Origin of the sequence: Sinomonas humi, from assembly GCF_000802235.1 — a bacterium.
Taxonomy (GTDB): Bacteria; Actinomycetota; Actinomycetes; order Actinomycetales; family Micrococcaceae; genus Sinomonas; species Sinomonas humi.
On sequence record NZ_JTDL01000140.1, the window covers coordinates 163,923 to 177,475 of the forward strand.

The 13,553-nt window shown below is 67.1% G+C and carries 10 protein-coding genes and 1 pseudogene; 5 read left to right on the plus strand and 6 right to left on the minus strand.

Features of this window, described 5'->3' with window-relative positions; translation table 11 throughout:
• Positions 1–29: 29 nt before the first annotated feature.
• Complete coding sequence (locus LK10_RS15615) at positions 30–671, minus strand: LysE family translocator (protein WP_043125491.1); 642 nt, start codon at positions 669–671, stop codon at positions 30–32.
• An 81-nt stretch (positions 672–752) separates the two neighbouring features.
• On the opposite strand from LK10_RS15615, the gene LK10_RS15620 reads away from it, so the two are divergent.
• Positions 753–1,208 carry an Lrp/AsnC family transcriptional regulator gene (locus tag LK10_RS15620; RefSeq protein WP_043125493.1) on the plus strand — a complete coding sequence of 152 codons (456 nt, stop codon included), beginning with the start codon at positions 753–755 and terminating at the stop codon, positions 1,206–1,208.
• Between the two features lie 111 nt (positions 1,209–1,319).
• Here LK10_RS15620 and LK10_RS15625 read toward each other — a convergent pair whose 3' ends face one another.
• From LK10_RS15625 to LK10_RS15640, 4 genes are all read right to left on the minus strand, one after another.
• On the minus strand, positions 1,320–2,063 hold the full coding sequence (locus LK10_RS15625; RefSeq protein WP_043125496.1) for an amino acid ABC transporter ATP-binding protein: 744 nt from the start codon (positions 2,061–2,063) through the stop codon (positions 1,320–1,322).
• The gene (locus LK10_RS15630) at positions 2,056–2,820 is read right to left on the minus strand and encodes an amino acid ABC transporter permease (RefSeq protein WP_043125498.1); all 765 of its coding nucleotides are present in this window, start codon (positions 2,818–2,820) and stop codon (positions 2,056–2,058) included. The genes LK10_RS15625 and LK10_RS15630 overlap by 8 nt, the downstream gene beginning before the upstream one ends.
• A gap of 14 nt (positions 2,821–2,834) precedes the next feature.
• Positions 2,835–3,785 carry an ABC transporter substrate-binding protein gene (locus LK10_RS15635; protein ID WP_043125500.1) on the minus strand — a complete coding sequence of 317 codons (951 nt, stop codon included), beginning with the start codon at positions 3,783–3,785 and terminating at the stop codon, positions 2,835–2,837.
• Positions 3,786–4,107: 322 nt separating this feature from the next.
• The gene (locus LK10_RS15640) at positions 4,108–4,815 is read right to left on the minus strand and encodes a 3'-5' exonuclease (RefSeq protein ID WP_043125502.1); all 708 of its coding nucleotides are present in this window, start codon (positions 4,813–4,815) and stop codon (positions 4,108–4,110) included.
• A gap of 68 nt (positions 4,816–4,883) precedes the next feature.
• On the opposite strand from LK10_RS15640, the gene LK10_RS15645 reads away from it, so the two are divergent.
• From LK10_RS15645 to LK10_RS15655, 3 genes are read left to right on the plus strand one after another with little or no spacing between them, the layout of a single operon-like run.
• Entirely contained in the window at positions 4,884–5,294 is a 411-nt protein-coding gene (locus LK10_RS15645) for an MGMT family protein (protein ID WP_043125504.1), read from the plus strand.
• Positions 5,291–8,449, plus strand: coding sequence for an ATP-dependent helicase (locus LK10_RS15650; protein ID WP_052207439.1), 3,159 nt, complete (start codon positions 5,291–5,293; stop codon positions 8,447–8,449). The genes LK10_RS15645 and LK10_RS15650 overlap by 4 nt, the downstream gene beginning before the upstream one ends.
• On the plus strand, positions 8,446–11,886 hold the full coding sequence (locus LK10_RS15655; RefSeq protein WP_043125506.1) for an ATP-dependent DNA helicase: 3,441 nt from the start codon (positions 8,446–8,448) through the stop codon (positions 11,884–11,886). Before LK10_RS15650 ends, LK10_RS15655 begins: the two co-directional genes overlap by 4 nt.
• Here LK10_RS15655 and LK10_RS15660 read toward each other — a convergent pair.
• Entirely contained in the window at positions 11,864–13,057 is a 1,194-nt protein-coding gene (locus LK10_RS15660; RefSeq protein ID WP_052207450.1) for a phosphotransferase, read from the minus strand. The genes LK10_RS15655 and LK10_RS15660 overlap by 23 nt on opposite strands.
• Before the next feature lie 125 nt (positions 13,058–13,182).
• Here LK10_RS15660 and LK10_RS15665 point away from each other — a divergent pair.
• Positions 13,183–13,553, plus strand: a pseudogene (locus tag LK10_RS15665) (hypothetical protein); the annotation flags it as partial.

The following is a 13,553-nucleotide window of genomic DNA, read 5'->3' on the forward strand; positions in this document are numbered from 1 at the left end:
CCAGATCTCGCTTCACGCGTGGCCAGACGTCACGCCGCTCCTGAGAGTACGGGCACCTGCTCGACAAGCAGCGCGACGCCGATGCCGAGCATGATGACCCCGCTTGAGAGTGTGACGATCTGGGCTCGCCGCGGCGCCGCCCGCAGGAGGCGCCGCGCCGCAAGAGCCACGAGAGCGTAGACGACGACGGTTATCACCACGTGGATGAGCCCGAGCACAGCCGTCTGGACCGGCACGGGGAGGGGAGAACCTGCCCGGACGAATTGGGGCATGACGGCCATGTAGAGCAGGAGGGCCTTGGGATTGATTCCGCTCGTTCCTGCGCCCCGGAGGAAGTCGCCGAGCGCCCCGCCCGCTGGAAGGGCCGCCGCGTTCGCATGGTAACCGGCCCCCCGCCAGCCGCGCGCCGTCGTCGCCCCGAGCCACAGGAGGTATAGCGCGCCGGCCACCGAGAGCCACGCGACGAGCGCGGGCCGTGCTGCGAGCAGCACGCCGAGGCCAGTGGCGACGACAGCGGTGAGCCCCAGATACCCCGTGCAGAGCCCGGCAACTGACGGTGCGGGAGACCCTCCGCGGATCCCTGCCGCGATCGTATAGGCCCAATCTGCGCCGGGCGTGAGCGCGAGCGTGAGGGACACTGCGGCGAAGCCGAGGAAGGGGGCGAAGTCCATGTCGCAAGACTAGGAATTTTGCGTTGAAAGGTGCTCACCTCTTCTCGCTGGGATAGGCGCGTGAGGAGGTAGATTCTTCTCATGATCGACCGAATTGATCGAAATATCTTGCGGGTGCTGCAGAGTGATGGTCGAATGACGGCTACGGCTCTGGCCTCCGAAGTCGGGTTGACCCTCGCGCCCTGCCACAGAAGGCTCAAGGACCTCGAGTCGAGCGGCGTCATCCGTGGCTACCACGCCGAGGTAGACCCCGCGAAAGTGGGTCTCGGGTTCGGCACCATGGTGTTCGCGACGCTTCGCGAAACCTCACGGGAGGCCATCCGGGCGTTCGAGGAGGCTGTCGTCGCCGAGCCACAGGTGGTCGAGGCATACCGGCTGTTCGGCGATCCCGACTACCTGCTCAAGTGCGTTGCCGAGGACCTGCCCGGGTACCAGAAGCTCTACGACGAACGCCTCGCGGCCCTGCCGGGCCTGGCGAAGCTCACGTCGACAATCGTCATGCGGGATCTGAAGGGCGCCGGGGGACTGCCGCTGTAGTGGCACCGAAATGGGCGCGGAAACGGGCGACGGCGGCACTCACGGGGAGTGCCGCCGTCGCCCTTGAAGAGGACCGACCTCGCCAGGCCAAGCGTCGTAGGGAACGAAACGTCAGAGAACGTCGCTCAGGAAGCGCTGGAGCCTGTCCGTGCGCGGCGAATCGAAGACCTGCTCCGGGGCGCCCGTTTCGACGACGACCCCACGGTCCATGAAGGTGACGGTGTCCGAGACGTTCCGCGAGAAGCCCATCTCGTGAGTCACGACCACCATGGTCATGCCGCCCTTCGCAAGATCGGCCATGAGTGCGAGGACGCCCTTCACAAGCTCGGGGTCGAGCGCGGAGGTGGCTTCGTCGAAGAACATGACCTCGGGCTTCATGGCGAGCGCACGCGCGATAGCCACTCGCTGCTGCTGGCCACCCGAGAGGTTGCCCGGCCGGGCGTCTGCCTTGTGCTTGAGGCCCACCAGGTCGAGCTGTGCGAGAGCCTCGGACCTCGCCTGGTCCTTCGGCAGCTTGCGCAGCTTCCGGAGCGCGAAGGAGACATTCTCAACCACGGTCTTGTGCGGGAACAGGTTGAATTGCTGGAAGACCATGCCGATCCGCCGGCGCAGCTCGTCCGGGTTCTCCCTGAGCACCGAATTGCCGTCGAGGAGGATATCCCCCTCGTCCGGCTCGATGAGCCGGTTCATGACGCGCAGGAGTGTCGACTTGCCCGAACCCGAAGGGCCGATCACCGAGGCTGTACGGCCCTTCTCGACTCGCAGGTCAATGCCACGCAAGACGTGGTTCGATCCGAACGAGAGGTGGATGCCCTTCGCCTCGAGGGAGCCAGATGCAAAGTGCGATTCAGACATGTGCTGCCCCCTTGCCGATCGGCGCCGCGAGCTCGTCCGGTTCTGCCTTCTGGGGCTTGCCCGTCCGAAGGCGGCGGTCGAACCAGTTCACGAAGTGCGTCAACGGGATGGTCATTGCGAGGTAGAAGAGCGCGGCGGCAACGTACGGCGAGAGATTCCCCGTGTTGGCGGCCGTATCCTGGCCGATCTGGAAGAGCTCGCGTTCGCCCGACGTCAGCCCGAGGGTGAAGACGAGCGAGGAGTCCTTGATTAGTGCGATGAGCTGGTTCACAAGGGCAGGAAGCACGCGGCGGATGCCCTGCGGGACGACGATCATGCGCATGGAAGGGCCGTAGCCGAATCCAAGCGCTCGGGACGCCTCGAGCTGCCCCTTGTCGACGCTCTGGATTCCCGAGCGGAAGATCTCGCCGATGTAGGCGGAGGACATGAGGGACAACGCGGCGATGCCCATCGGGTAGGGACTCGTGATCCCTGTGAGCTGCCGGAAGATCGGGCCGAAGCCCAAGCCGATCGCGAGGATGGTGAGGACCGCCGGGAGCCCACGGAACACGTCCGTGTACACCCGGGCGGCCCACCGCGCCACAGGATTGCGCGAGATGCCCATGAGCGCGAGCACCATGCCGATGAAGCAGCCGATGATCGCGGAGACGACCGCGAGCACGAGCGTGTTCAGCAGGCCGACCGTGAACATCGTAGGGAGGACATCGCCGATGACCTTCCAGTCGAAGAAGGTCTCGCCGAGCTTAGTCAGATCCATGTGGCGCCCGTCCTCTACTTGGCCGCTGGTACCTGGACGGCCTTGCTGCCCGGCTTCCAGCCGTCAGGAGTCTGCTCCTTGAGCGTCGGGCGGTCCGGGTACCACTGGGCCGTGAGCTTGGACCACGTGCCGTCGGCGATCACAGCATCGAGCGCCGAGTTGAGCGCGTCGATGAGCGGCTGGTTGTCCTTCGCGACCGCGTAGGCCGTGAAGTTCTGCGTGTTGACCTTCTTCTGGGCGATGGTCGTCCCGTCGCCCGGCTTGACCGCGCCCTCAGCCTGCTGGGAGGGAGCCACCCAGGCGTCAATCTGGCCACTCTTCACGTTCGCGTAGACCGTGTTGTAGTCCGGGAAGCGAACCGGATCGAGCTTGAGGGTGTTGGTCACGAAGTCGTCCTGGACCGTGCCCTGAACCACGCCGATGCGGACGCCCTGCTTGAGGTCGTCGAAGGACTTGACCGTGGCGCCCTGCTTCGTGACGATCGCCATGTAGCCGAAGTCGTAGCCATTCGTGAAGCCCACCGTCTGCCGGCGGGCATCCGTGGTGGAGATCGAGGACGAGCCCATGTCGAACTGCTTGTTCGCGACCTGGGCGAGCAGGCTCTGGAACTTCGTCGACGCGAATTCGACCTTGAGCCCGAGCTTTGCGGCCATCGCCTTGAGAAGCTCGTTGTCGTAGCCCGTGAAGTTGCCCTTGTCGTCGATGAAGATGTTCGGCGGCGCGTCCGAGAGCGTGCCGACCTTGATCACGCCGGGAGTGATGAGGCCGAGCTTCGACGTGTCGATCTTGTCGAGGGGCGTCACCGAGGCAGTCGTGTACTTGTCCGTGGACTGCTGGTCCGAGCCCTTGAGGGCATCGGTGGGCGAGCTGGACGCGCTCGTCCCGCCACCGCAGGCGGCGAGCGTCAGGGCAAGTACTGCCGCCATGGGGGCGGCCGCGAGCCACTTAGGGGCCTTGAACTTCATGGGCCTTCGCTTTCGTAGGGGAATGCAGGACGCGCGGAACGCCGTCTATAGCAGGGTCACGGGCGCGTCAGAGCTGCATACCATTATGTGCAGAGGCTGTGAAACATTCTTTTTCGAAACTTGTTCCGCAACAATGGCACTTTGGGCGAAGGATATTCGGTCAACTCAGCGGGGCGAGCACATAGGCCAACGGCATCGCTCTGCTGCCTGAATAGTTGCAGGTGCTGGTGCTGCGAGTTGAAGCGAAATAGCGGTGTGAGATCAGTCTCAGAAGCCGGACAAGGCCAGGTCCGTCTGCAAGCCCTTGGGTCGAGGAGCGCGGCTAGAACCCGCTTCGCGATGCGTCCACGGGCGCCAGCACCGGCCAGTCACCCTCGACGACGGCGGCCGGTTTCGTCCGGCGGAGGTAGGCCTCGAAATCGGCCGCTTGGGCGAGTGACCAGTCCACTTGGCTGCGGTGCAGTGCGGCCGCCGGCTTGTCGAGTTCGGGAAACTTGAGGGCCATTGCGTCCAGCAGCTGTACCGCGGCGAGCGCGTCCGCCGCTGACGTGTGGGCATCGTCGAGCACGACTCCATACTGTTGGCAGAGGGCTCCGAGTGTTCGCTTGCCCTTCCGATAGCGCTCGACCTGCTTGTTGATGACGTATGGATCGAGGACCGGGAAGCGAGTCAGCTGCGGCAAGCCATGGCGGGCACACTCGGCGGCCATGACCGTGAAGTCGTAGACCGCATTGAACGCGACGACGGGTACGTCGTCGTCGAACAGCGCCTGAAGCACGGCGGAGATTTCGGCCACGACTTCCGCCGCCGGCCGTCCTTCGGCCCGGGCGCGTTCTGTTGTGACACCGTGCACCTGGGCGGCCTCGGCGGGGATCTCGATGCCGGGATCGGCGAGCCACTCGTGCGCCGACTCCACGGCCCCATCCGGCCCGAGCACGACGATGCTGGCTGTGACGATCCGCGCCGCGCGGGCGTTGCGCCCCGTTGTCTCGAGGTCGAAAGCCGCCCGTGATCTGCTCTTCCACGTCATGCCCCACACGCTAACGGGAGGGTCCGACATTCCCGGTTCAGGCACGCCGAGCACCTAGGCTGGGAAGCATGCGGGACGAGTTTGTGGAGGCGGTGCTTGCCGTCGTCGAACTCGTTCCGCCAGGCTCTGTCCTCGCCTATGGCGATGTCGCGGAGCTCTTGGGGGCGGGCGGCCCACGTCAAGTTGGGAGCGTCATGTCCCACTTCGGCGCCCAGGTTGCATGGTGGCGCGTTATCAGGGCCAACGGTGGCGCGCCGGAAGGCCACGAGGTGGAAGCTCTCGGCCATTACGTGGAGGAGTCAACACCCCTCCGCGGCGTAGCAGGGCGAGCGGGGTGGCGGGTCGACATGCAGCGTGCGCGGTGGGCCCCGGACGACGGCGAACTGGACTTGGTGGATGCAGTCGCCGAAGAGCTGTGGGAGCGCGTGCATGGGAGGGCAACAAGAATGTCGGACCCGAATGGTGGACTCCTTCCATGACGTTGCGTCTTCTCCCGCCTCTGAGCCCGGCCGAGTCTGGTGCGTGGTCACCGTCCCACGATCAGCAGGCGGTTCTGGACCTGCGTCAGGGGTCGGGACCGGTTCTCCTATGGGGAGCTCCTGGGACAGGGAAGAGCCGAATCCTCGTCGAGGCGGCGGTGGCCCGGGTCGAGAGGGACGGGGTCGATCCAGCGCAGGTTCTGCTCCTCGCGCCGTCGCGAGCGGCCTCTGCCCGCTTGCGCGATGGCTTCACGGCGCGGCTCAATCGAAGCCTCAGCGCGCCTCCTGCCCGCACATGGCAGTCCTATGCTTTCGACCTGATTCGTCGTGCACGTGCCGAGGGCCGCTTGGACTGGCTGCCCAGGCCCCCTCGGCTGCTTTCGGGCGCCGAGCAGGACCTGATTGTCAAGGAGCTTCTCGAAGGGCACCGGGCCATGGGAAGCGGACCGCGCTGGCCGAGGTCGGTTCAGGGCGCCCTTGCGACTCGGGGCTTTAGGCAAGAGGTTCGCGAGCTGTTCGACAGGGTCACCGAGTACGGGACGACGGCGGGCGAGCTCGCCGAACTGGGTCGTCGGGTCGGGCGCCCCGAGTGGGAGGCCGCGGCGGAGCTCTATCGCGAGTACCGGGACGTGCTGGAACTTCGTATGCCGGAAGCCTTCGATCCTGCGGGCATCATTACGTCGGCACGACAGATCCTGCTCGACGACCCCGATCTGCTAGACGCCGAACGCAGACGGCTCTGCCTGCTCGTCATCGATGACGTCCAAGAGTCGAATCCGGCGGTCCTCGAACTCCTTGCGGTGCTCGGCAGCGGGAGAGACGTCATCGCCGCCGCAGCGCCCGACGTCGTCGTCCAAGGTTTTCGTGGAGCGCGGCCGGACCTTGTGCCGAAGCTGCGAGATCTCCTGGGGGGCGTCACGGAAGTTGCCCTCAGCACTTCGCATCGGCTCACTCCCACGGTTGCAGCGGCCTGGCAGAACGTTGCGACGCGAATCTCCGCGGTCCCTGGAGGACAAGCTGCCCGTCACCTCGACCACGTATCGCTCCTCGAACCGGCGAGCGACGTCGAGTCTCACGTGCTGCCGTCCGCGCTCCACGAGCTCCGCTACCTCGCCCACAGGATCCAGGACGCCCGGCTGCTTGGCGGTGTGGGCTATGGGGAGATGGCAGTCATGGTGCGGTCCGGAGCAAAGCTGGCCCAAGTTCAGCGCTTCCTTGCCACGCAAGGCATTCCCGTTAAAGTCCCGGTGGCCGAAACGGCGGTGCGGGACGAGGCGGCGGTCCGCCCGCTCCTGACCGCCTACCGAGTGGTGCTTGACCCGGCCGAACTCACGGCTGAAACGGCGGTCGAGCTCCTCGGATCCCGGATCGGGGGAGCCTCCGCCCTCGAGCTGCGCCGTCTGCGCCAATCGCTTCGGCAGCTCGAGCTTTCCTCGGGCGGCGGTCGCGCGAGCGATGCGCTTCTGGTCGAAGCGCTGGAGGCGCCTGGATCCCTCGATGAGCTCGGTGTTGAGGGGCAGGCTGCTCGACGGATTGCACGGATGCTCGAGCGGGGACGAGCCGCAGCGGCGGAGGCAGGCGCCACGGCGGAGACGGTGCTCTGGGCGCTGTGGGACGCCGCGGCGCTCTCGCAGCGTTGGTACACCCTCGCCCTCGGGGGTGGCCCGGTCGGTCTCCGCGCCGATCGTGACCTCGATGCACTCATGGCGCTCTTCCATACGGCCGAGCGGTACGTAGACCGTCTCCCCGGTGCCTCGCCGGCACAGTTCCTCGACTACCTCGTCGAGCAGGAGATCCCGATGGACACCCTCGCGCCGAGAGCTCAGGCGGATGAGGCGGTCGAGGTCCTCACCCCAGCAAGTGCTGCCGGACGCGAGTGGCGCTTCGTAGTCGTCGCGGGTCTTCAGGACGGCGTGTGGCCCAACAACCGCCTTCGCGGGGAGCTGCTCGGGAGCGCCACCTTTACCGACTGCCTCGAGCTTGGGCCGCTGGATGCGATGCTCGTGACGCCGAGGACCCGCCTGCGTGACATCCGTTACGACGAGCTGCGCATGTTTTCGGCCGCGGTCTCGAGGGCCTCTGAGCGGCTCGTCTGCACCGGCGTGCGTTCTGAGGACGAGATCCCCTCGCCCTTCCTCGACCTCATCGACCCTCTCCCGGACCGGGTGCCACTGCGGCCCTACACCGATGTGCCCCGTACGCTCGGCCTGCGGCCGCTCGTGGCCGAGCTCAGGCAGACAGCCGAAGCTGAGGGACGCGATGCCCAAAAGGCCGTCGAGCTCCTGGCCCGCCTCGCTCGTTCGGGCGTCACAGGCGCCCATCCAGAGGATTGGTACGGCCTGGCTCCACTGACAAGCACCGAGCCGATCGTTCCGCCGGATCAACCCATTCACGTCTCGCCATCCAAGGTCGAGATCGCGACGAAGAATCCCCTTGACTGGTTCGTTTCCGCCGCAGGCGGCGAGGCCGCCACAGATTTCGCCCGCAGTCTGGGCACCCTCGTGCATTCAATCGCCCAAGAGCGGCCCTCTGGAACCGCAGAGGACTACATCGCCGATCTCGAGCGCCGTTGGCCCACTCTCGGCCAGCCTGAGACGTGGGAGGGACGCCGAGAGCATGCGCGGGCGACGGCGATGCTGACGAAGCTTGCGCAGTATGTTCGCTCCGCCGGGCGTGCACTCGTCGGAGTCGAGGCCGATTTCGAGGTGCCGCTCGCGCGGCTCAGCGGGTCACCAGTGGCCGAACGCACGGTGATTCGCGGACAAGTGGACCGGCTTGAACGGGACGAGGAGGGCAGGCTAGTCGTCGTCGACCTCAAGACGGGTCGCAGCAAGCCGCGCGCCACCGATGTTCCGCGGCACGCGCAGCTTTCGACCTATCAGGTCGCTGTCGCTGCTGGCGCCTTCGGCGAGGGAGCAGCGACCGGGGGTGCAGAGCTCGTCCAGCTCGGGGACACGGCCAAGGCTGTCGCGATTCAGCAGCAGGCTCCACTCGAGGAAACGGAATGGGCTGTCGAGCTCATCGAACAGGCAGCGGAATCGATGTCAGGCGAGGCTTTCGAAGCACGCCACGAGCCGGCCGCCGGGCGGGGCCATGGATGCAGGCTCCCGGAAATCTGTCCGCTGTGCTCACGGGGAAGGCAGGTGACGGAATGACAATCGACCTCGACAACGCCCTCACGGAAGGCGCGGAGTCCGCCTCGCGGCCGGCCAGTGGCGCTCAGCGGTTCTCGCCGGAAGAGCTTGCTGACTTGCTGGGCCAGCATCGACCGACCGAGCAGCAGGCACAGATCATCTCCTCGCCGTTGACCCCTCGGCTTGTCGTGGCAGGAGCCGGATCGGGCAAGACGGCCACGATGGCGGACCGCGTCGTCTGGCTCGTCGCCAACGGGCTGGTCCGGCCGGACGAGATCCTCGGCGTGACGTTCACCCGCAAGGCCGCAGGCGAATTGTCCGCCCGGATTCGCGCGCACCTGGCCAAGCTTGCTCGCGCGTCCCGCCACCACGGACTCGACCTCGCACCCGAGGCACTCGATACCGAGGCGATGGAACCGACCGTCTCGACCTACCATTCGTTCGCCAATGCCGTGGTGCAGGACCATGGTCTGCGGATCGGCATCGAACGAGACGCCGTGCTGCTGGGGTCTGCCCAGTCTTGGCAGCTCGCTTCGACGGTCGTCGAAGCGTATGACGGCGAGATCTGGGACGGCTTTCCCGCCAAGAGCACTCTCGTGGGGGCGGTCATGAAGCTCTCTGGCGAATGCGCCGAGCACCTCCAGGAGCCCGACGATGTCGCGGCGTGGCTCGCCGAGGAAGCTTCGCGGCTGGCAACCCTCCCGCTGGCTTCTGGGGGTGGGCGCGGGCCCGCCTCCGCAGCGGCCAAATTGGTCTCCACGTTGAGGTCGAGGGCTGCGGTCGCGGAGCTCGTCGTGCGCTTCTCGGAGGCGAAGCGACGTCGGGGAGCCCTCGACTACGGCGACCTTGTAGCGCTCGCGGCACGGATCGCACGCGATGTCCCCGAGGCCGGGGGCCTCCTGAGGGACCGGTATCGGACGGTGCTCCTCGACGAGTTCCAGGACACGTCGCATGCCCAGACCGTGCTGTTCTCCGAGCTTTTCCGGAACGGCCACGCCGTCATGGCTGTCGGCGACCCAAACCAGTCGATTTACGGCTTCCGGGGCGCCTCGGCTGGCCAGCTCTCGTCGTTTCCGGAGACCTTTCCAGAGGTCCTGCCGGACGGGCAGCGGCGGCGGGCAGCCGTGAGCCACCTGACGACGGCGTGGCGCAACAGCGTTTCGGTGCTCGCCACGGCCAACATCGCCGCGGAGCCGCTCCGGAATTCCGTTCCCTACGCTCCGAAGGCTGCCCGCGCGGAGGTGCGCAGCCTCGAGCCGAGCCCTGTTGCAACCCGGGGACGGGTGGTGGTGGCCCGATTCAGCGACGAACTCGAGGAAGCGGCCGCCGTAGCGGATCAGTTGGCGACGTTCGCTCGGCTCCGGGAGGCTGACGGCCAAGCCCCGAGGGACCAAAGTCTGCCGACGATGGCGGTTCTCTGCAGGAAGAGATCACAGTTCGTCCCCATTCAGCGCGAGTTGGAACGCCGCGGATTGCCCTACGAGGTCGTCGGCTTGGGCGGTCTGCTCGATACCCCCGAGGTGATCGATGTCGTCAGCACGCTGCGCGTGATTGCCGACCCGGGACGCTCGGACGCCCTCATGCGACTGCTCGCAGGTGCGCGCTGGCGGATCGGCCCGGCAGATCTCATGGCCCTCGCGGATTGGTCTCGACATCTAGCTGGCCGACGTGCGCGGGCCGCGCGAGTCCCCGACGAGGAACTCGATGCCCCCGGCACCGTCGAGGAGGCGCTTGTCGAGGGAGATATTGCAGACGCGGCTAGCCTCGTCGAGGCCATTGATCGCCTTCCGCGACGGGACTGGGTCTCAGGCGCGGGGCGCTCGCTCACCGCTGATGGACTGAACCGGCTCGCGAGGCTCCGGGACGAGCTCCGGACTCTGCGCACGCTGAGCTCGGATGACTTGGGGACCCTCATCGCGCAAGTCGAGCGTTCCCTTCTGCTCGATATCGAACTCGCCGCCCGGCCCGGCGTGTCCCTGCATCATGCGCGGAGGAATCTCGATGCCTTCCAGGAGGCCGCAGCAACGTTCCTCGCGCAGTCGACCTCTTCGGAACTGCTCGCGTTCCTTGCCTGGCTCGACGCTGCGGCGCAGGAGGAGTCCGGGCTCGACATGGCTCCGAGCGAGCCTGTTCCCGGAGCCATCCAGCTTCTCACCGTGCATGCCTCGAAGGGACTCGAGTGGGATGCAGTCGTCGTGGCGGGCCTCAATCACGGAGCCTTTCCAAGCGGCGGCAACGATCGCTGGACGAGCGGCGCCGAAGCCCTCCCTTGGCCATTGAGAGGTGATCGGTACGAACTTCCCCAGTGGGACGCTGACCATCCGGACCTGAAGGGCTGCCTTGAGGCGGAGAAGGCCTTCGCTGAGGACGCGAGCCAGCATGCCGAGCGCGAGGAGCGGAGGCTCGCGTACGTGGCGTTCACGCGTGCAAAGGAGCTCCTTGTCGTCACGGGCTCGGCATGGTCGGCGAGCCGGGCAAAGCCAGCCGGCCCCTCCGTGTTCCTCAGCGAACTGCGCGACGCCGCCGAAGACTACGGATTCGAGATTCTCGCGTGGGCGGAGGACGGCGACCTACCCGAAGAAAACCCGCTCCACGCCGAGCCCGAGGTGGCGATCTGGCCTTACGATCCCCTCGAAGGTCCGGTCGATGCGACAACGGGCCTGCGCCGGAGTCTGGCCCCAGGCCGGCGACGCCCCCTCGAGCGGGCAGCGGCCGACGTGCTTGCCGCGCTTCCCCTCAACCCTGACGAGGGTGATGAGGATGCCGCGGCTGCCGGCAGCCGCACACCGCGTGCCGCCCGGTGGCTTCGGGAGGCAGAGCTCCTCCTCGCTGAGCGGGAGAGGGAGGTTGACGACGACGGTGTCCGGCTTCCCGAGCACCTTTCGGCGTCGTCGCTCGTGGCGCTCGGAGAAGACCCCGAGGCCGTCGTGCGGCAGCTTCGCCGTCCCGTCCCTCGGCGCCCCGGCATGGCGGCCCGGCGGGGTACGGCCTTCCACGCCTGGGTGGAGGAGTACTTTGCGCAGAGCGCGATGCTCGACCTCGAGGGTCTCGACCACGCTGACGAGTTCGTCGACGAGGCTTACGACCTGCAGTCTTTCGTCGAGGTCTTCCAACGCTCGGAGTGGGCCCATCGAAGCCCGGCGTTCGTCGAGGTGCCTATCGAGACGCGGGTGGGACCCGTCGTCGTCCGTGGACGCGTCGATGCGGTCTTCCGTGATGCGGACGGCACCTGGGATCTTGTGGACTGGAAGACCGGCCGTGCGCCGAGCGGACGTGAAGCCGCGTCCCGCGCTGTGCAGCTTGCGGTCTACCGTCTTGCGTGGTCCCGACTGCAGGGCGTTCCGCTCGAGCGCGTCACCGCCGCGTTCTTCTATCTGGCTGACGGTCGGGTCGTGAGGCCCGAGAAGCTCGCGAGCCAGAAGGAGCTCGAGCAGCTCATCGAGTCGGCTCTGACCTGATCTCCTTCTCGGAGTCCTTTCCTTCGCTCTCTGCGCCTGCGCTGGCTGCTGCCTCCTCCTCGGAGGCGTCCCCAGCGCTCACGAGAGGAATGGCGTCGGTCGCGGGCTCAGGCTCGGTCTCCCGCTCGGGACGCTCTACGGAAGGGGCTTGGACGATCGGTACGGCCGACGTGACGGCTTCGGGTTCAGCTGCGGGGAAGGCTGTCCTCGGTGCGCCAGTCGGGGCCGCGGCCTCGGAGGCGGCGTGGTCCTCGGCTTCCTGCTCCTCGATATCGGCGGCAAGCTGCCGGAGCATGTCCTCTCCGTCGGCAGCCGCGGCGACGTCGTGGAGCGCGAGGGCCTTCACGAGGTACTGGGCGAGGGCGAACTCTGCCGCGAGCGCGGCGCGGCGCAGAAGATGGGGATCGACGGGCTCCTTGCGCGCCTCGTGGTAAGCGGCAATGACGGCGTCCACGAAGTCCGGCTCGTTCGACGCCACGAGCCAAGCGATATCGTCGGCGGGATCGCCGACCCGGAGGTCGGTCCAGCCCGTTACCGCTGTCACTCGCCCGTCGTCGATGAGGAGATTGTCCTCGTGGAGGTCGCCGTGGACGACGGTCGGATTGAACCTCCACATGCTCACATCCTCGAGCGCGTTCTCCCACCGTCGCAGGAGCACGGGCGGGATCTTCCCTGTGGTAGCGGCTTGGTCGAGTTCGTTGAGCCGGCGTTGCCGGAACTCGTTGGCGGTGTAGGCCGGGAGGTCGGCCCGGTCGACGAGCGCGGCCGGGAGGGCGTGGATGGCGGCGAGTGCGGCGCCGATGTCCTTCACCAACCGCGGTCCACCGGCAGCGAGTTCGCCGAGTTCTCGAACCGTCCCTGCGAGGTGAGTGTAGACGCAGGTTGTGAGTTCGCCCATGCGAACGGTGCCCGCGACGGCCGGCATCTGAAACGGGAGCTCCGCCCGGATGGCGGGACCGAACGCCCGGAGGACGAGCATCTCGGTCTCAAGACGCGCACTCGCTTCGGTGCCCCGGGGGGAACGGACGCGCCAACGCCGCCGATCAGCGCCCTGAATGAGGGCCGAATCGAAGTCCGTCGCGTCGTCGGGCGACGCGCCGACCGCCACGGGTTCAAGGCCAGGCACAGCAGCGGTCGCGAGGGCAGCCAGCTCCATGGGGGTACGTCTCACCCTGTTTACGGTAGCCCGCGCAGGGGGTCGGATCACGGCCCCGTGCGGCGTGTCCCGCGACGGGTTCGTCCACATGCGGCCATCCTTGGCATGCGACTGTCGGTGCAGCTCAGTACGGTAGGACTATGACCTCCGGCCCTGCCTCCTTCAATTCGAGTTCGAACTCCACCTCGGACTCCGCTCCTTCCGCGGATTCCGAGTCGCGACTTTACGGCGGCGGGGTGAATGGGGCGGGTCCGCTCGCCGGGGAGCTCTCGCCGATGCTTCTGCCGGTTGTGCCTGCCGCGCTCGACCGCCGCAGCGAGGATCGAGCCGATCCTGCCTTCCTCGCTTCGATCGTTCACGAGCAGGGGACGATGGCCCTGCTGCTCGCTCAGCACCGGGCAGCGATGGAGGGGGAGAGGCTGGTCCTCCTTCCAGCAGCCGAGCTCCCCCAGGAATGGCTCGACGGACTTGTGGTGTACCTCGGGCGTGTGCCCGAGGTACACCACAAGTC